The sequence below is a fragment of the Bacillus pretiosus genome, from assembly GCF_051294775.1.
Taxonomy (GTDB): domain Bacteria; phylum Bacillota; class Bacilli; order Bacillales; family Bacillaceae_G; genus Bacillus_A; species Bacillus_A wiedmannii.
On sequence record NZ_JBPPHF010000002.1, the window covers coordinates 791,431 to 808,872 of the forward strand.

Annotated in this window: 19 protein-coding genes and 1 pseudogene; 14 read left to right on the plus strand and 6 right to left on the minus strand. The window is 34.4% G+C overall.

The window, feature by feature from the left end:
- Nucleotides 1-8 precede the first annotated feature (8 nt).
- Both ACSG5Z_RS12455 and ACSG5Z_RS12460 read left to right on the plus strand, forming a co-directional pair.
- Entirely contained in the window at nt 9-770 is a 762-nt protein-coding gene (locus ACSG5Z_RS12455; RefSeq protein ID WP_087985108.1) for a DUF1129 domain-containing protein, read from the plus strand.
- 10 nt (nt 771-780) lie between these two features.
- Nucleotides 781-917 (plus strand): annotated as a pseudogene (locus ACSG5Z_RS12460) (DNA-binding protein); the annotation flags it as partial.
- 15 nt (nt 918-932) lie between these two features.
- Here ACSG5Z_RS12460 and ACSG5Z_RS12465 read toward each other — a convergent pair.
- Nucleotides 933-1,550, minus strand: coding sequence for a DUF955 domain-containing protein (locus ACSG5Z_RS12465; protein WP_087985107.1), 618 nt, complete (start codon nt 1,548-1,550; stop codon nt 933-935).
- A 160-nt stretch (nt 1,551-1,710) separates the two neighbouring features.
- Between ACSG5Z_RS12465 and ACSG5Z_RS12470 the strand changes: the two genes are divergently transcribed.
- From ACSG5Z_RS12470 to ACSG5Z_RS12480, 3 genes are all read left to right on the plus strand, one after another.
- Nucleotides 1,711-2,004: a DUF3928 family protein gene (locus ACSG5Z_RS12470; protein ID WP_000288327.1), complete on the plus strand. Its 294-nt coding sequence runs from the start codon at nt 1,711-1,713 to the stop codon at nt 2,002-2,004.
- A 110-nt stretch (nt 2,005-2,114) separates the two neighbouring features.
- The gene (locus ACSG5Z_RS12475; RefSeq protein ID WP_000540530.1) at nt 2,115-2,564 is read left to right on the plus strand and encodes an NUDIX hydrolase; all 450 of its coding nucleotides are present in this window, start codon (nt 2,115-2,117) and stop codon (nt 2,562-2,564) included.
- Nucleotides 2,565-2,703: 139 nt separating this feature from the next.
- The gene (locus ACSG5Z_RS12480) at nt 2,704-3,879 is read left to right on the plus strand and encodes an acetyl-CoA C-acetyltransferase (RefSeq protein ID WP_000552069.1); all 1,176 of its coding nucleotides are present in this window, start codon (nt 2,704-2,706) and stop codon (nt 3,877-3,879) included.
- 31 nt (nt 3,880-3,910) lie between these two features.
- Here ACSG5Z_RS12480 and ACSG5Z_RS12485 read toward each other — a convergent pair whose 3' ends face one another.
- Entirely contained in the window at nt 3,911-4,636 is a 726-nt protein-coding gene (locus ACSG5Z_RS12485) for an AAA family ATPase (protein WP_435711504.1), read from the minus strand.
- A gap of 10 nt (nt 4,637-4,646) precedes the next feature.
- Nucleotides 4,647-4,916: a hypothetical protein gene (locus ACSG5Z_RS12490; RefSeq protein WP_435711505.1), complete on the minus strand. Its 270-nt coding sequence runs from the start codon at nt 4,914-4,916 to the stop codon at nt 4,647-4,649.
- A gap of 148 nt (nt 4,917-5,064) precedes the next feature.
- On the opposite strand from ACSG5Z_RS12490, the gene ACSG5Z_RS12495 reads away from it, so the two are divergent.
- Nucleotides 5,065-5,793: a DUF4184 family protein gene (locus ACSG5Z_RS12495; protein WP_048546183.1), complete on the plus strand. Its 729-nt coding sequence runs from the start codon at nt 5,065-5,067 to the stop codon at nt 5,791-5,793.
- Nucleotides 5,794-5,829: 36 nt separating this feature from the next.
- The gene (locus ACSG5Z_RS12500; protein ID WP_048546181.1) at nt 5,830-6,594 is read left to right on the plus strand and encodes a CREC-EF hand family protein; all 765 of its coding nucleotides are present in this window, start codon (nt 5,830-5,832) and stop codon (nt 6,592-6,594) included.
- A 46-nt stretch (nt 6,595-6,640) separates the two neighbouring features.
- Here the strand turns inward: ACSG5Z_RS12500 and ACSG5Z_RS12505 are convergent, their stop codons facing one another.
- Nucleotides 6,641-7,072: a DUF3997 domain-containing protein gene (locus ACSG5Z_RS12505; RefSeq protein WP_000758773.1), complete on the minus strand. Its 432-nt coding sequence runs from the start codon at nt 7,070-7,072 to the stop codon at nt 6,641-6,643.
- A 131-nt stretch (nt 7,073-7,203) separates the two neighbouring features.
- Between ACSG5Z_RS12505 and ACSG5Z_RS12510 the strand changes: the two genes are divergently transcribed.
- The 3 genes from ACSG5Z_RS12510 to ACSG5Z_RS12520 all read left to right on the plus strand — a co-directional run bounded on the left by ACSG5Z_RS12510 (nt 7,204) and on the right by ACSG5Z_RS12520 (nt 8,505).
- On the plus strand, nt 7,204-7,659 hold the full coding sequence (locus ACSG5Z_RS12510; RefSeq protein WP_000769076.1) for an RDD family protein: 456 nt from the start codon (nt 7,204-7,206) through the stop codon (nt 7,657-7,659).
- Between the two features lie 173 nt (nt 7,660-7,832).
- Complete coding sequence (locus ACSG5Z_RS12515) at nt 7,833-7,931, plus strand: hypothetical protein (protein ID WP_000145657.1); 99 nt, start codon at nt 7,833-7,835, stop codon at nt 7,929-7,931.
- Between the two features lie 64 nt (nt 7,932-7,995).
- Nucleotides 7,996-8,505: an SDR family NAD(P)-dependent oxidoreductase gene (locus ACSG5Z_RS12520; protein WP_087985103.1), complete on the plus strand. Its 510-nt coding sequence runs from the start codon at nt 7,996-7,998 to the stop codon at nt 8,503-8,505.
- A gap of 66 nt (nt 8,506-8,571) precedes the next feature.
- Here the strand turns inward: ACSG5Z_RS12520 and ACSG5Z_RS12525 are convergent, their stop codons facing one another.
- On the minus strand, nt 8,572-9,672 hold the full coding sequence (locus tag ACSG5Z_RS12525; RefSeq protein ID WP_087985102.1) for an ABC transporter ATP-binding protein: 1,101 nt from the start codon (nt 9,670-9,672) through the stop codon (nt 8,572-8,574).
- A 262-nt stretch (nt 9,673-9,934) separates the two neighbouring features.
- On the opposite strand from ACSG5Z_RS12525, the gene malL reads away from it, so the two are divergent.
- On the plus strand, nt 9,935-11,611 hold the full coding sequence (gene malL / locus ACSG5Z_RS12530; RefSeq protein ID WP_137012395.1) for an oligo-1,6-glucosidase: 1,677 nt from the start codon (nt 9,935-9,937) through the stop codon (nt 11,609-11,611).
- A gap of 40 nt (nt 11,612-11,651) precedes the next feature.
- Here malL and ACSG5Z_RS12535 read toward each other — a convergent pair whose 3' ends face one another.
- Complete coding sequence (locus ACSG5Z_RS12535; protein ID WP_098148232.1) at nt 11,652-13,412, minus strand: alpha-glycosidase; 1,761 nt, start codon at nt 13,410-13,412, stop codon at nt 11,652-11,654.
- 323 nt (nt 13,413-13,735) lie between these two features.
- Here ACSG5Z_RS12535 and ACSG5Z_RS12540 point away from each other — a divergent pair, with 323 nt between their 5' ends.
- From ACSG5Z_RS12540 to malD, 3 genes are all read left to right on the plus strand, one after another.
- On the plus strand, nt 13,736-14,995 hold the full coding sequence (locus ACSG5Z_RS12540; protein WP_435711506.1) for an extracellular solute-binding protein: 1,260 nt from the start codon (nt 13,736-13,738) through the stop codon (nt 14,993-14,995).
- A 64-nt stretch (nt 14,996-15,059) separates the two neighbouring features.
- The gene (malC, locus tag ACSG5Z_RS12545; protein WP_001194989.1) at nt 15,060-16,361 is read left to right on the plus strand and encodes a maltosaccharide ABC transporter permease MalC; all 1,302 of its coding nucleotides are present in this window, start codon (nt 15,060-15,062) and stop codon (nt 16,359-16,361) included.
- Complete coding sequence (malD, locus tag ACSG5Z_RS12550; RefSeq protein ID WP_001022607.1) at nt 16,362-17,204, plus strand: maltosaccharide ABC transporter permease MalD; 843 nt, start codon at nt 16,362-16,364, stop codon at nt 17,202-17,204. It abuts the gene before it with no gap.
- The last annotated feature ends 238 nt before the right edge of the window (nt 17,205-17,442 follow it).

Here is a 17,442-nt window from a genome sequence, read left to right on the forward strand (position 1 = left end):
GGGTTATCATGCAGATTTCTAAAGAAGGAGAAAAGTTTTTAATCGATACGAAAGTGTATTTAATAACAAAAGGAATGAAAGAAGAAGATGTGGACGCTTTTATAGAAGATGCAGAGCTTCATTTAATAGAAGGTGAGAAAGAGGGAAAGACGGTAACGGATATATTTGGTGATTCACCAAAAGAGTATGCGGAAGAATTGGCGAAAGAGATGGAGAAGGATAAAGGTGGGAGTATAAAGAGTATTCTTGCGATGATAATTGGTATTGGCGGGTATTGGATATTAACTCATATTTTATTTAATAATCCAAATCAGCAATTTACACTAACGAATATACAGTTAATTGGCTATCCTATCGTCTTAATCATTACGATTATTGGAACCATTGTTGCTTTTAGAATGTCTTCTTTTAAAAATAAATTTGTAGAGTTCGGAATTATTTACATAATAGTAATGGTTCCCATTTTATTATTAGTATTATTGATGTTTGTTGATAAATGGTACGGTACACCTATTTTTCAATTATCGACAATGCAAACATATATAGTAGCAGCAAGTATCTTTTTATTACTTTTCGTTGGAGAAGTGTATGTCCTTGGTTGGATGGGTGTTTTGGTGCTAATTGTTCCTTTAGCGATTATGTTTATATTTAAAGGATTAGAAGAAAAAAATGTATTTTGGGGAATTGCAAAGATATTACTTATGTATGGAAGTATATATGGGTTAATGAGATGGTCTTTAAAAATTGAAGAGAGAAAAAGTGTAAACTAGTATTTCAAAAAAGTGGCTGCTCTGGATATACAAAAAATTATTTCCAAAGAAATACTATATTTTGATTTTTAGAGGGATTCGTTTTAGGTGTATAGTGTATCCTTTGCAGCCGGTATATCGTTTATTAATTGGAATAAATTGTTTTAAACAGTAACATGACAGTTACTGTTTTTTTCTTTGTAATAAAGAACTTTGTAAAGAGAGTGCTTTTTGTTCGTTTGTTAATAGGGATTGAATATGGACGTTTTCAGGACGAGGTACGATAGGGTACATAAGATTTGTTGGAGAAGGATGGTGCTCCGAGCCAGTTGGGGAATGAGGATCTGCGTGAGTAAGTTTTCCATGAACACGTCTTGTAAATAAAATATGACCGACTTCGTGAGCTAGCGTATATATATTTTTCATGGGAGCAGCCGAATTTGTTAAAACGATATAACCAGTAAGTTGCTGTTGTTTGGCTAAAGAGTACGCGCAGGCAATTACGGCTGTTTCTTTGAAATAATCACTGCCAATATAACAAATGTAAAGGTCGCATTCAGGAGCTTCATTTACACATGTTTGGAAAAAGGATGCTAATTTTTCCTGACTTTGAATAGAATTTTTATAACTAATTTCACGGTCAGAAAAACGAAAAAGTTCATTTAAAATAATTACGTCTTTAATTTGAAATGTAATGGGGTGCCAAATTGATTCTGCAACTGCTAAATCTTTTGCAATACGGTCATCAGAAATATCGGCGCCTGGAGTAATGCAAATACATATATTGACGTATGGATCCATAAGGAACACCTCAACTGAAAAAATTCTTTCTATAATATATGTTGGGAAAAGACCCTATGTATGGATAAAAGCCTTGTTTATTACAAGTCGAAAAAATTTCATAGTTCTATAACATGGTGTGGTCATCTTTTTGATATAGTAAAGAAAAGGGGGAGAATATATGTATACATTAAAAATCGTTTCAGACAGAGAAGCACTTTATCAATTTGCGAGTTATGTAAGAGTTGTACAAGGGGTTGAAGATGTATATGTAGAGGTGGGAGAACCTTTATATGAACATCCATTAATGAAGTTTTATGTACATATTAAGCTGGAGGAAACATATGAGCAACATAAAGCGTTACAAGAAATAGCAAGATTAGTAGAATTAGGGCGTTTTACATACGTTCATTATCGTAATGATGAAATTGAAGAAGCTTTTGAAGCTGTAAAATATGAAAGTTTTAAGAAATAAAAATGGAAAAAAGGAAGCGAAAGCTTCCTTTTTTTTCTTGGAAATTACATCAACAAAAGGAGAAGAATTTTGTTATGATAAGGGAGGGTGAGGAAAGGAGAATTTACATAATGGGGTATATTGAAGAGTTACGCAAAGTTGTTGGGACAAGACCACTTATTCTCGTTGGATCAGCAATAATTATACTAAATGATAATCAGGAAGTATTGCTTCAATATCGTTCAGATACATATGATTGGGGTGTACCTGGCGGCGCGATGGAACTAGGAGAAACGACGGAAGAAACTGCTCGCCGAGAATTATTCGAGGAGACGGGATTAACTGCAAAAATAATGCAATTTCTAGGTGTCTTATCAGGAAAAGAAGTATATTTCCGTTATCCTAATGGGGATGAAATTTTTAATGTTATTCATCTGTATCAGGGGCATCATGTGAGTGGAGAATTAAGGCTTGATCATGAGGGATTGAAGCTTCAATATTTTCCGGTAGATAAGTTACCAAAATTGAATGAAACGACAGAGAAAATTTTACAAAAATTTTTATATGCATTAACAGAATAGAAGGTTAATTCCTTCTATTTTTATTATATTAAATATTTTGATTTTTTAGTATGTTTATAGTATGATAGATGTAGACATACATCTTATGGAATTTCACCTAAAAACTGACTAGGGTACATAAGAGAGGGGCAAGTGCAAAATGCATAATGTTGTTATTACAGCTGCAGTTCGTTCGCCAATTGGAACTTTTGGAGGAGCGCTAAAAAATGTAACGCCAGTAGAATTAGCGGTTCCTGTACTTCAGGAAGCTGTAAAACGAGGCGGGGTAGAACCACACGAAGTTGATGAAGTAATTTTAGGTCATTGTATTCAAAGAACTGATGAAGCAAATACTGCAAGAACAGCTGCATTAGCGGCAGGATTTCCTGACACAGTTACGGGTTATACAATCCAACGCCAATGTTCTTCAGGTATGCAAGCAATTATGTCAGCTGCAATGCAAATTCAATTAGGTGTAAGTGATGTTGTTATTGCAGGTGGAGTAGAAGCAATGAGTTCAAGCCCTTATGCATTAAAACAGCACCGCTGGGGACAACGTCTACAGCACGGAGAAATTCGTGATACGGTGTGGGAAGTACTAGAAGATCCGATTCACCATATTATGATGGGTGAAACGGCTGAAAATTTAGTTGACCAATATGAAATTACAAGAGAGGAACAAGATGAAGTTGCGCTTCGTAGTCATACATTGGCACTGCAAGCAATCGAGTCTGGATATTTTGACGAGCAAATTGTTCCTATTACGATAAAAGAACGTAGAAAAGAAATAGTATTTTCGAAGGATGAACATCCACGTGCAGATATTACAGCGGAAAAATTAGCAGGATTAAAACCAGCTTTCCGTAAAGATGGATCTGTAACGGCAGGGAATGCATCTGGCCTTAATGATGGAAGTGCGGTTCTAGTATTAATGAGCGAAGAAAAAGCGAAAGAAAAAGGCTTACAACCGTTAGCTAGAATTGTTGGATATTCAGTAGCTGGAGTAGATCCGAAAATTATGGGTATTGGACCAGCACCAGCAATTCGTAAAGGGTTAGAAAAAGTAGATTGGTCATTAGAAGATGCAGATTTACTGGAAATTAATGAAGCTTTCGCGGCTCAATACCTAGCTGTAGAGAAAGAATTAGGTTTAGACCGTGAAAAAGTGAATGTAAACGGTAGCGGTGTAGGACTTGGACATCCAATCGGTTGTACAGGAGCTCGTATTACTGTAAGTTTAATTCATGAATTGAAGAGACGCGGTTTAGAAAAAGGAATTGCTTCTCTATGCGTCGGTGGCGGTATTGGGGTAGCATTATTTATAGAAGCACTATAAAAAAGAAGCAGCAATCGCTGCTTCTTTTTTATTAAGAATCAAATAAATGATGAAATAATCGATTACGATTTTCAAAGAAAAGTTTTGTCGTTTGGTAATGCTCGGTTTCTTCTAATGTGGATTCATGAATCCCTTCTTGTGTTAAAGAATATATAGTGGATTCAGGATAAGCCATTAAAATAGGAGAGTGCGTCGCGATAACAAATTGTGAACCTTGTTTCGCTAGTTCGTGCATTCGAATAAGCATGGAAAGTTGCCTCATTGGTGATAGAGCGGCCTCAGGCTCATCTAAAATGTATAAACCTTGTCCTGAAAAACGGTTCATAAATAAGGAAAAGAATGATTCACCATGGGATTGTTCGTGAAGTGAAACACCGCCATAAGATTTTATAGCGTCTATCTCATCAATATAAGAAGCAACGTTATAAAATGATTCAGCACGAAGAAAGAAACCGTCGTTTGGTGTATTGAAACTTTTAGAAATTCGAAGGTATTCATGTAAAGATGAATGTGAATCGTTTGTGCTAAAGCGGAAATTCTTCGTTCCACCTTCTGCATTAAATCCTAAAGCGATTGCAATTGCTTCGAGTAATGTTGATTTTCCCGTTCCGTTTTCTCCAATAATGAATGTTACATTTGGATGGAAGGCAAGTGATTGTAAAGTTCGGATAGCGGGTAGACAGTAAGGATATGCGGAAAAACTAGGGATATTTTCTTTTTTTAATGTGACATTTTTTAAAAAGGGTACGTCAATCAATATATAAACCTCAATTCATAACGGATTTTGATTCTAAAAAAGCAGCAAATACAAGGGTAAGACAGCTTGCAAATAGTATTGTATATTGAAGTGTGCCAAAGCCAAGACCTTCCCAGCCTAAAGTCATTCTCTTCCATATGACAATAAAAAGAACGCTTATAAAACCAAAGAGAGCAGGCATATATTTTATAATTTTTAAGTGCTTCCACAGAAAAAAGCCGATGTATGTAAGTACAAAGAAGATAAGCAGAATGAGAAAAAAGGCAAGTGTTAATGACACGTGAACCTCTCCTTATTTTCTGAATATTTTATGTGGATTATAACATGTAAACTATCATATTCCAATGTGAAAATAAATATTGCATCAAGATCAATTCTCTCGTTATGATAGATGGTATTCTATTGAAGATATGAAAAGGAGTTAAAACATGCCGTTTACATTTGCGCATCCAGCAGCAGTTCTTCCTTTTGTGAAAAAGCGTTCTCAATATATTTCAGTAACGGCTCTTATATTAGGCAGTATGGCGCCTGATTTTGAATATTTTTTACACTTTAGACCGTATGGTGTTATTGGGCATACATGGCTTGGATTCTTATATTTAAATTTACCACTTGTATTTCTGTTAGCATATATGTATCATTACATTTTAAAAAAGCCGTTTATAACACATTTACCTAAACCATTTGCTGGCTATTTTGCATATGCAGTAGATGAGAGGTGGGGGCTTCATACATGGAAGGATTTCTTTGTATTTTGCTATTCTGCTTTATTTGGTATGCTCACGCATGTCGTTTGGGATGCATTTACTCATAATACAGGCTATTTTGTTACGAAGATACCATTGTTACAAAGAGGATTACATAGTATCCCGGTGTATAAATATATGCAACACGGGAGTACATGTGTTGGTTTCTTATTACTATTATACGTACTATGGAAGTATAAAGATGAAACAGGGAAAGATATTATGATAGCTTCAGAAAAAAGGAAGTATTGGGTTTCGGCAATCATTTTCGCAGCTCTAGTATTTATCGTTCACGCATTCGTAGATCCCTATTTTCATATTTTCCAAATAGGGGGTATAATAGTATCTGGACTGACAAGTTCCTTTTGTGGAATTCTCATTGTTTCTATAGTCTACAAAGCAAAGGACTAATTTATATTAATGAATGATAGTGTTAGGAGAAATTATATGATGAAAGCATGGAAAAATATTTTTGTTTTATGTAGTTTTCTTCTTATGTTAAGTGGTTGCTTCCATCAAGAAGAAAAGAAAGTTGAACCGAAGAAGAAAGAATCTATTCCTGAAACAAAAGAATATGGTGGGCGTGAGCTGAAAAAAGTAGGACAAAAAGTGAAAGAAACAGGGTGGGGTACTTTTAAGTTAGAACAGATTCAATCTGTAAATCAAACATTTGAAGTAGCACCAATGAAAATTCACATACAAGATGTAAAAGTAATCTCTTTATCGCAGATGAGTAAAGATGCAAAAAATGCATTAAAAGTATTTACGGCATTAACTCCTGAAGAAGTAAAGCGTAGATTAGGAGATAAAGTAAGTCAAGAAGATGCGGAGTTATATGCATCGATAAGTGGTACAGAGATTAGTGATACGATTCGTTACGTTGAAATTACATATAAGGTGGAAAATAGCGGGAATAAAAATATGCAATTTTTCTCTATGAATGATGTTACGATTAATGATAAGCAACACTTTAAAGTAGCAACTCAAAACTTTTTATATGATGAAGATACGCTCGTTGGTACAAAAAATGTATCAAGGGAAGACTATAAGCCTGGTGAAACAAGAGATGGTATTATCGGCTTAATACTTGATGATGGAAAAGAAAAGGTAAAGGATATTAAGTTTACAACAGATAATGTAGTCGCAGCAGATACAGAAACGCAAGATGTTGTAAAAGAGGCACAAACTTTTAATATCTCACTTTCTGAGTAGGGGATTTTTAAAAACAGAAAAGAAAAAACAGTCAGCGTTAAAAATATTATGCTGACTGTTTTTTCTTTTCTTTTATGTATGAATCTACATTTTGAAAAGGTACCTTAATTTTAAATGCATCTTTTTGTTCATTAAATTGCTTTTCATTATAAGGACCAAAACGTTTATTATGCTTTACGTCAATAATCCAATAATGCTCACTTTTTTTATTTGCAATTGCTCCGTCAGGGTTATTCGGATCTGACTTTTCCTCAATTTGTTTTGCAATAATGTATTTATCATCCCAAGCTATGTCTGTAATTTTTGCAGGAATGTATTGTGTGGCATATACAGCATCCTGCGATGGGAAAAGTTCAAATGCATTTCCAGAAGTACGTATGAGTTCGTATTCATCGTTAATCGTATAAGTTATATGATTTGTATTTCCAGCACAACCGGCTAATAGGAATGCGACGAATAGGATTATCCATTTTTTCAATATGGGAACCTCCTTTACAATGCTGTTGTAACACATTGTACAAGAAAAGTAAGAGAAACGCTAGTTTACAATGTTTTTTAGAAGTGGTACGATGAGACGGGTAAAGAAGGATATGAAGGAGTCGACATAAAATGAAGCTAAAGATGCATCGTCCAGCGCTTGTAATGAATCGCATAGGTGCTTCCCTAATTGACATGTTTTTAATCTCGGTTATGTATGGTGCAGTAGTAGCTATTATGACCGGAAATTATAGTGCTATTTTTAATCGCTTTAATATTAGTTTTGGTGATTATAGATATGATCTCGCAGTAGTTTTTATATTAATGGCGATATATTTTATTTTGGTACCCTTTATTTGGAACGGTGTTACACTTGGTAAAAAGGTAACGAGAATAAAATTAATTTCATTGAAGAGTGAAAAGTTAACATTACAAACATTAATTATAAGATTTTTTGTATTGTTATTACCGAACATATTGCTACTTGGAATTCCGATATTATGTAACGTATATATGATGTTATTCCGCAAAGATAATTGTGGTTTTCAAGATTTAATTACAAAAACAAAAGTGATAAGTCTTGTATAATAAAACAGAGACCTTTTTATACATAAAATAAGAAGGTCTTTTTTAATTATATTTTAAAGGATATATAATAAGAAAAAGTTAATCCATATCATTTTTGATTTTAATAGATTGAAAATTAAGAAAATGTTATAATGATTAAAATAATATCTTTATATAATAAGGGGGAAATTGAAATGACTGGGGGTAGCGTAATCTTTTGGGGGATTTTAATTTTCATCGGTTTAGTTTTCGATCAGCGTAATAGTAAGAAAAAAGAAGGAGTAAAAAAGTAATCGCTTACAAATTAATAAGCAACTTTTCTTGCTTGCAGACTAATCTCATAAAGGAGTATACTGAATGACGGTAAGACTTACAGAAGGGGTAATGAAAATGAAGCTTGCAGGAAAAGTTGCTATCGTAACTGGCGGTGGCATCGGTATTGGACGTAATACAGCTCTTTTGTTGGCTAAACAAGGCGCAAAAGTAATTGTGACGGACATTGATCAAGAAAGTGGACAAGCAACAGTGGAGGAAATTACGAATCTAGGCGGAGAAGCACTTTTTGTATCCTATGATATGGGAAAGCAAGGAGATTGGCAACGCGTTATCAGTATTACTTTGAATGCATTTAGTCGCATTGATATGCTTTTTCAAAATGCTGGTTTATATAAAATAGATTCTATTTTTTCTCGCCAACAAGAGAACGATTCCAATGTACTTTGTATTAATGACGTTTGGATAGAGATAAAACAATTAACGTCATCTTTTATGAAACAGCAAGAAGAAGTGGTGCTGAGTGACTTACCGATTTTCGGTATTATTGGCACGAAAGGACAATCATTTCATACAGTAGAAGCCCTCGTATAATAATGAAAACCGCCCTCAAAGTATGTGGACGGTTTTTTTGTATGTTATACAGAGGAAAATTATTTTTTAACGAATACGTTGTTCAGTTTGATTATCAAAGAAATGTGCTTTATTCATATCAAATGCTAGTTTAATTTGATCTCCAGGTGAAAATGTATGTCTTGCATCAACACGTGCTGCAAAATCTTGATCTCCAAGTTTCATATATAAAATAGATTCAGCACCTAGTAACTCAGCAACTTCGATTTTTGTTGTGAAGGCAGTAGATTGTGAAGCTTCTAAAAATAATAGTTCGTCATGAATGTCTTCAGGACGAATACCTAAAACAATTTCCTTATTTACATAGCCTTGTTCACGTAACATCTTCATTTTTCCTTCAGTTACTTTGACTTTTAATGAATTATCTATAACGAAATCGGTTTCAGTCAATTTACCACGGAAGAAATTCATTGCTGGAGAGCCAATAAATCCACCAACGAAAATATTTTCAGGTGTTTCATATACTTCTTTTGGAGTTCCGATTTGTTGAATTTTTCCGTCTTTCATAACAACGAGACGTGAAGCCATTGTCATTGCTTCTGTTTGATCATGTGTTACGTAAATTGTTGTCGTTCCAAGACGGTGATGTAATTTAGAAATTTCTGAGCGCATTGCAACACGTAATTTAGCGTCTAAGTTGGATAAAGGCTCATCCATTAAGAATACTTTCGCGTCTCGAACAATCGCTCTCCCTAACGCAACACGTTGACGTTGTCCACCAGATAACGCTTTCGGTTTTCTATCTAAATATTGTTCCAGTCCTAAAATTTTTGCTGCATCTTTCACACGACGATCGATTTCATCTTTTGGTATTTTTCTAAGTTTTAATCCAAATGCCATATTATCATACACGCTCATATGTGGATATAAAGCATAGTTTTGGAAGACCATTGCGATATCGCGATCTTTTGGAGGGACATCATTCATTAGCTTACCATCAATTGAAAACTCTCCTTTTGAAATATCTTCAAGTCCAGCCACCATTCGTAATGTTGTAGATTTTCCGCATCCAGAAGGACCGACAAATACGATAAACTCTTTATCTTGAATGTGTAAATTAAAATCTGTTACAGCTGTTACATTATTATCATATATTTTATAAATGTTTTCTAATTTCAATTCTGCCATGGTATTGCCCCCTAGAAAAAATTATGCAAACGTTTTCTTTGAGTTCATTATAAACTAATAGATTCAAAAAATAAACAAAAAAATAAAACGTTTTCATTTATTAGAGGAATATTAGTAATTTGCGTATATTTTCTTAGAAAAATAAGAATAAAAGTTGTAAGCGCTATTTTAAATTAAGATAGAATCTGTTATCATTCATTAATGAAAACGTTTGCGCCTTAAAACAGAGAAAATCGAATTATTAATGAAATGGGGTAGCATAATGGAAAAACAGTGGTGGAAAGAAAGTATAGTATATCAAATTTATCCTCGTAGCTTTATGGATAGTAACGGTGATGGTATTGGGGATCTTCGTGGGATTATTTCAAAGCTAGATTACTTAAAAGAATTAGGGATTGATGTCATTTGGTTATCACCGGTCTATGAATCTCCAAATGATGATAATGGTTATGATATAAGTGATTATTGTAAAATTATGAATGAGTTCGGAACAATGGAAGATTGGGATGAGCTATTACATGAAATGCATGAACGTAATATGAAACTTATGATGGACTTAGTTGTTAACCATACTTCTGATGAACATAATTGGTTTATTGAATCACGTCAATCAAAAGATAATAAATATAGAGACTACTATATATGGCGTCCTGGAAAAGAAGGAAAAGAGCCGAACAACTGGGGAGCAGCTTTTAGTGGATCTGCATGGAAGTATGATGAAATGACAGATGAATATTATTTACATCTGTTTTCTAAAAAACAGCCGGATTTAAATTGGGATAATGAAAAGGTAAGACAAGATGTTTATGAAATGATGAAGTTTTGGTTAGAAAAAGGAATTGATGGCTTCCGTATGGATGTTATTAATTTTATTTCTAAAGAAGAGGGATTACCAGCTGTTGAAACCGAAGAAGAGGGGTATGTTTCAGGTCATAAGCATTTTATGAACGGTCCAAACATTCATAAATATTTACATGAAATGAATGAAGAAGTATTGTCTCATTATGATATTATGACGGTTGGTGAAATGCCTGGTGTAACGACAGAAGAAGCGAAAATGTATACTGGAGAAGAACGAAAAGAACTGCAGATGGTATTCCAATTTGAACATATGGATTTAGATTCGGGAGAAGGCGGAAAATGGGATGTAAAACCATGCTCACTTCTTACTTTAAAAGAGAATTTAACGAAGTGGCAAAAAGCATTAGAGCATACAGGGTGGAATAGCCTGTATTGGAATAACCATGATCAGCCACGCGTTGTATCTCGTTTTGGTAATGATGGAATGTATCGCATTGAATCTGCGAAAATGTTAGCGACGGTGCTTCATATGATGAAAGGAACACCGTATATTTATCAAGGAGAAGAAATCGGAATGACGAACGTTCGATTTGATTCGATTGATGAATATCGAGATATTGAAACGTTAAATATGTATAAGGAAAAAGTGATAGAGTGCGGTGAAGATATAGATAAAGTGATGCAGTCTATTTATATAAAAGGCCGAGATAATGCTAGAACACCGATGCAGTGGAATGATAAAGAACATGCTGGATTCACAACAGGTGAGCCTTGGATTACGGTAAACCCTAACTACAAAGAAATCAATGTGAAACAAGCAATCCAAAATAAAGATTCAATTTTTTATTACTATAAAAAATTAATTGACCTACGCAAAAATAATGAAATAGTTGTGTACGGATCATATGATTTAATATTAGATAATAATCCTTCTATTTTTGCATACGTAAGAACATATGAAGAAGAAAAACTTCTTGTTATTGCAAACTTTACGGCGGAAGAATGTGTATTTGAATTGCCTAAGGACATTAGTTATAGTGAATCAGAGTTATTAATACACAATTACGACGTAGAGAGTGGATCAATAGATAACATTGTATTACGTCCATATGAAGCGATGGTATTTAAATTAAAATAAGAAAAATCCTTATGCCACACCTTGGCATAAGGATTTTTTATTACCATTTTAAGATTGAGAATCCATATGGAGGAAGTGTAACTTGTAATACACTTGCTTCCGCTGAAAATTCTTCGTTTGTATAAATGTTAATAATTTTCTTTCCAGTAACATGGAGAGGGAGTGAAGCTATAACATCACTATTAGTCGGATTTAAAACGAAAAAGATAGTTTCATCTTCATATGTTTTCGTATAAGAAATATAATTATGTTCATCATTTGCTTCGATGAATTGGAAAGTACCATGTCCTCCAAATGCTTTATATTGCTTTCGTAATGAAATTAATGTTTGTATATGTGTAAATAATAGATGATCTTGTTCTTTCGTATCCCAAACCATACATTTGCGACAATCTGGGTCCATACCACCGTCCATACCAATTTCGTCTCCATAATAAATACAAGGAGAGCCGATGAAGGAAAGATGGAATACATAAAGTAACTGTAACTTATTTTTATCTCCGTTACATGTTGTCAATATTCTTGGTGTATCATGACTGTCTAATAAATGAAACGCTGCTTCATTTACATTCATAGAGTAGGAATGTAGAGATTCTGTAATTTGTTTCATAAATTCATTTGCTTTAATGGAATCATTAGCAAAGTAAGACAGTAGAGCGTTTGTAACAGGGTAGCTCATTACAGCATCAAATTGATCTCCTTGTAGCCATGGAAGTGCATCGTGCCAAATTTCTCCTAAAATATATACTTCAGGATTTAATGCCTTTATCTCACTTCGGAATTCTCTCCAAAAGCTGTGGTCTACTTCATTTGCTACATCAAGGCGCCAACCGTCTATATTGAATTCTCTTACCCAATAACGCCCTACTTCAAGTAAGTATTCTTTTACATCTGGGTGTGCTGTATTTAATTTAGGCATATACGGTGTAAACGCGAAAGTATCATAATTCGGGAGTGGCTCCGTTACAATTGGAAATTCATGAATATGGAACCACTCTTTATAAGCAGACTTCTCACCGTTTTCTATTACGTCTTGGAATTTATCGAAAAAGTATCCACTATGATTAAACACGGCATCGAGCATTACTTTTATACCGTGTGTATGACATGCCTGAACGAGTTCTTTGAACGTTTCTTTCGTCCCGAATTGCGGATCGATTTCCATGTAGTCAATTGTGTCATATTTATGATTTGAATGTGCTTTGAAAATAGGTGTGAAGTATATTCCCGAAATTCCAAGCTTAACAAGATAATCGAGGTTTTGAATAATACCAGCAAAATCTCCGCCGAAAAAATTAGTTGGAGTTGGCTCAGCGCTTCCCCAAGGAAGAGTGTTTTCTGGATTTAGTGCACGATCTCCATTAGCGAACCGTTCTGGGAAAATTTGATACCAAACGGTGTCTTTAATCCAAGAAGGTGCTTGAAACACATCATTTGCATGAATAAATGGCAAACAGAAAAAGTTACCAACGTCATCATTTGGAATACTGGAAAAAAATCCTCGCTCTGCATAAATAAGCGTTTCTGTATCATTTTTTAATTCGAATCCATAACGTAAGCGCTTAAATTTAGGCTCGATGGAAATGGACCAATAATCAAACAATGCAGTAGAACCAGTTTTTTTCATCGGTGTGCTTGATGTAATCCATTTCCCGTCTTTCCATTCATAAGGATCACCGTAAATAAGAGTGGCGCTTTGAACATCTTCTCTTTTAGTACGTATTCGGATATGAATCGTTTTTTCATCATAAGCGTATGCGTAATTATCTTTTGGCCTATGATAAATAGCTTCTTTAAGCATATAGAAAATCCCCCTTTAATATCTCCATGCATATTGTTTCCTTAAGTATAATAATAAAGTATATGTTGCAAACGATTGCTTTTTGCATAGCTTTAATATTGCTTATAAGAGTAGTATTCATTTCATATAAAGTCAATGTATAAGGAGTGTAGTAATAATATTTTAAAATTAATATTTGCAAAATGAATAAAAGAATGTATAATGAGAGACAAATAGCGCAAACGTTTTCATAGATTGAGATATTGTTTGTGCTTCTATTAAACCATTTAATGCAAACGTTTTCAATTAGTAAGGTACATATACAATTTAGGGAGGTTTTTGGGATGAAGAAAGCATTATCATTATTAACGGTTTCAGCATTATCAATTGGTATGTTATCTGCATGTGGACCGAAAGATTCAGGGAAGAAAGAAGAAAGTAAAGCGAAGAAAGATTACGATCTTCTCGTTTGGGAAGATGATAAAAAAGGTGTTGGTTTAGAACCAGCAGTGAGAAGTTTTGAGGAAAAATATAAAGTAAAAGTAAAAGTCGTTGAAATGCAAATGACAGATCAAGTGAAGAAGTTACGCCTTGATGGACCAGCGGGGACGGGACCAGATGTTGTAACATTGCCACATGATCAAATTGGAAACGCAGTAACAGAAGGTTTACTTTCTGAAGTGAAAGCTGATGATGCTGTGAAGAGTAGATTTACTGAATCATCAATAGAAGCACAGACATATAACGGGAAATTATATGGTTTACCAAAAGCAATTGAGACACCAGTCTTTATTTACAATAAAAAATTAATGCCAAAAGCACCAGAAACGATGGACGAGCTGTTTAACTTCTCAAAAGAATTTACGAAGGATGGCAAGTATGGATTTTTAACACTAGGAGATAACTTCTACTTTGCTAATGCATTCATGGCAGGTATGGGTGGTTATGTGTTTGGTGAAAAAGATGGAAAGCCAAATGCAAGTGATGTTGGATTAAATAATAGTGGGGCAGTACAAGGTGCTGAATATCTTCAAAAATGGTACAAAGAAAAGTTATTCCCGAAAGGTATTATCGGTGAATCTGGTGGACCTGCTGCTGATGGACTATTTAACGAAGGAAAAGCAGCATCTATCATGAATGGTCCATGGGCGTTCCAAGCAATGGAAAAGAACGGAATTGATTATGGCGTTGCTCCAATGCCGAAATTACCAAACGGTCAACCAATGAAAACATTTGTTGGGGTTAAAGGGTGGCATGTAACAAGTTTCTCTAAACAAAATGATTTAGCTACAAAGTTCACTGAATGGGTAACAAATGAAGAGAACGCAAAAATTCGATTTGAGAAAACAAAAGAAATTCCTCCAGTAAAAGCAGTAATGGAAGATCCAATCATTAAAGATAATGAAGCTGCAAAAGCAGTTGCAACACAATCTGAAAATGGAATTCCAATGCCGAACATTCCAGAAATGCAAGAAGTATGGAAACCAGCTGGAGATGCGCTTCAATTAGTTGTTACGGAAAAAGAGGCACCAAAAGCAGCACTTGACAATGCAGTGAAGCAAATTAAAGGTAATATTGAGGCAAATCATAGTAAGAAAAAATAAGGTGAAATTCGTGCCTCTCATATGAGGGGCATGAATTCTCTCCCAGAAAAAAGGGGGAAGGAACATGCAAACATCTATGGAACCAGCAAACGGTTTAAACGGTTCAAAGCATAGGAAAATGGCAACCATGTTATCTATCATTCCAGGCGTGGGCCAAATGTATAATAAGCAATTTGTAAAAGGGCTTATTTTTCTAGTATTAACAGGTTCATTTATTGTAGCCTTTGCTGATTTATTAAATATGGGATTATGGGGAATTGTAACGCTAGGTACAGAAGTTCCACGTGATCATTCTGTCTTTCTATTAGTAGAAGGAATCTTGGCACTCATCGTCATCGTTTTTGGACTCGGAATATATGCATTTAATTTATATGATGCATACCAAAACGGGAAGAAACGTGATATAGGAACACCTTTAAACTCTGTAAAAGAGCAATACCGTAATTTACTAGATCAAGGTTTTCCATATTTAATGGTTTCACCAGGTTTTCTATTACTTATCTTTGTAGTTGTATTTCCAATCATCTTCGTAATTTTAATTGGATTTACGAATTATGATTTATACCACTCTCCTCCAGCTAAATTAGTAGATTGGGTGGGCTTCAAAAACTTTATTGATATCTTTACATTACCGATGTGGAGAGAGACATTTTTAAGCGTATTTTCTTGGACTGTCATTTGGACATTCGTTGCAACGACATTACAAGTTGCGCTTGGTATTTTCTTAGCGATTATCGTAAATCAGCCTGGTATTAAAGGGAAGGCAATTATTCGAACAATCTTCATTTTACCGTGGGCGGTTCCAGCATTCGTATCTATTCTTGTTTTCTCTGGTATGTTTAATGAGACATTTGGAGCAATTAACAATCAAGTATTAGCTTTATTTGGAATCGAAAAGATTGCTTGGATGACAGATCCATTTTGGGCAAAAATTGCTTTAATTATGATTCAAACGTGGCTTGGATTCCCGTTCGTCTTTGCAATGACAACAGGTATACTGCAATCGATTCCAGGGGAATTATATGAAGCTGCTACAGTAGATGGAGCTACAGCTTGGCAACAGTTTCGTAAAATTACATTGCCACTTGTTCTATATGCAACAGCACCAATATTAATTACGCAATATACGTTTAACTTTAATAACTTTAGTATCATCTATCTATTTAACGGCGGAGGTCCTGCTGTAGCTGGACAAGACGCAGGTGGAACAGATATTTTAATTTCATGGATTTATAAGTTAACGATGACTTCGGCGCAGTACGGGAAAGCGGCAGCTCTTACAATGATCTTATCGTTAATCGTTATTACAGTTGCGTTATGGCAATTTAAGAGAACAAAATCATTCCAAGAAGAGGATATGATGTAAATGAATATTAAAAGACAAAAGATGTTACGTCTCTCATTAAGTTATCTCGTTATTTTCGTAATGTGTGCCATCATTTTCTATCCATTATTATGGATTATTGGCTCATCGTTTAATCCGGGTGATAGTTTATCTGGATCAAGTATTATTCCGCAAAATGCAACGTTAGATCATTATCGTAAGTTATTAGATTTAGAGAATAGTAATTATTTACTATGGTATAAAAACACATTAAAAGTAAGTGTTATAACGATGATTTTCTCAGTGTTAGCAATTAGTTTTACTGCTTATGCATTTTCAAGATACCGTTTTGTTGGAAGAAAAAATGGTTTATTAACATTTTTAATTCTGCAAATGATTCCAAACTTTGCGGCGCTAATCGCTCTATACGTATTAGCACAGTTAACAGGGTTAATCGATACGCACCTTGCATTAATTTTAATTTATGTAGGCGGGGCAATTCCAATGAATACATGGCTTATGAAAGGATATTTTGATACGATTCCGAAAGAATTGGATGAGTCAGCTCGTATGGATGGGGCAGGACATTTCCGTATTTTTTGGCAAATCATTATGCCACTTGCAAAGCCAATCGTAGCGGTTGTGGCGTTATTCACTTTCATCGGTCCATTTACAGATTTCATTTTAGCGAGTGTTATTTTGCGCACACCAGAAAATTATACGTTAGCAGTTGGGTTATATGAAATGGTAGCGAAGAAATTTGGTAATGAATTCACAACGTTCGCAGCGGGTTCAGTATTGATTGCAATCCCAATTTCAATTTTATTCCTATCACTACAAAAATACTTTATCTCTGGTTTAACTGCTGGAGGTACGAAAGGATGAAAAATGGGACATTATGTCCCATTTTTCTTTTCATCTCCCTATAAAAAGCTTTATAGGGAGATGAAAAGAGATTTGACATCACATATGAAAAGAAGTGCAATAAATAGTATATTATAGTATAGGAAAAAAGAGCTATATCCCTTACAATACATGGAGAGGGAGAATATGATAGGTATTACAAGATAGAATCAATGAAAGTTTATGATTGCTCCTATTACTTGCAACGGGTGCAAGATTA

Coding starts and splice junctions, on each gene's coding strand:
- malC (WP_001194989.1), top strand. CDS start 15,060: ATGCAAACATCTATGGAACCAGCAAACGGTTTAAACGGTTCAAAGCAT.
- ACSG5Z_RS12535 (WP_098148232.1), bottom strand. CDS start 13,412: ATGCTTAAAGAAGCTATTTATCATAGGCCAAAAGATAATTACGCATAC.
- ACSG5Z_RS12500 (WP_048546181.1), top strand. CDS start 5,830: ATGATGAAAGCATGGAAAAATATTTTTGTTTTATGTAGTTTTCTTCTT.
- ACSG5Z_RS12515 (WP_000145657.1), top strand. CDS start 7,833: ATGACTGGGGGTAGCGTAATCTTTTGGGGGATTTTAATTTTCATCGGT.
- ACSG5Z_RS12475 (WP_000540530.1), top strand. CDS start 2,115: ATGGGGTATATTGAAGAGTTACGCAAAGTTGTTGGGACAAGACCACTT.
- ACSG5Z_RS12525 (WP_087985102.1), bottom strand. CDS start 9,672: ATGGCAGAATTGAAATTAGAAAACATTTATAAAATATATGATAATAAT.
- ACSG5Z_RS12465 (WP_087985107.1), bottom strand. CDS start 1,550: ATGGATCCATACGTCAATATATGTATTTGCATTACTCCAGGCGCCGAT.
- ACSG5Z_RS12495 (WP_048546183.1), top strand. CDS start 5,065: ATGCCGTTTACATTTGCGCATCCAGCAGCAGTTCTTCCTTTTGTGAAA.
- ACSG5Z_RS12470 (WP_000288327.1), top strand. CDS start 1,711: ATGTATACATTAAAAATCGTTTCAGACAGAGAAGCACTTTATCAATTT.
- malD (WP_001022607.1), top strand. CDS start 16,362: ATGAATATTAAAAGACAAAAGATGTTACGTCTCTCATTAAGTTATCTC.
- ACSG5Z_RS12540 (WP_435711506.1), top strand. CDS start 13,736: ATGAAGAAAGCATTATCATTATTAACGGTTTCAGCATTATCAATTGGT.
- ACSG5Z_RS12510 (WP_000769076.1), top strand. CDS start 7,204: ATGAAGCTAAAGATGCATCGTCCAGCGCTTGTAATGAATCGCATAGGT.
- ACSG5Z_RS12455 (WP_087985108.1), top strand. CDS start 9: ATGCAGATTTCTAAAGAAGGAGAAAAGTTTTTAATCGATACGAAAGTG.
- malL (WP_137012395.1), top strand. CDS start 9,935: ATGGAAAAACAGTGGTGGAAAGAAAGTATAGTATATCAAATTTATCCT.
- ACSG5Z_RS12520 (WP_087985103.1), top strand. CDS start 7,996: ATGACGGTAAGACTTACAGAAGGGGTAATGAAAATGAAGCTTGCAGGA.
- ACSG5Z_RS12480 (WP_000552069.1), top strand. CDS start 2,704: ATGCATAATGTTGTTATTACAGCTGCAGTTCGTTCGCCAATTGGAACT.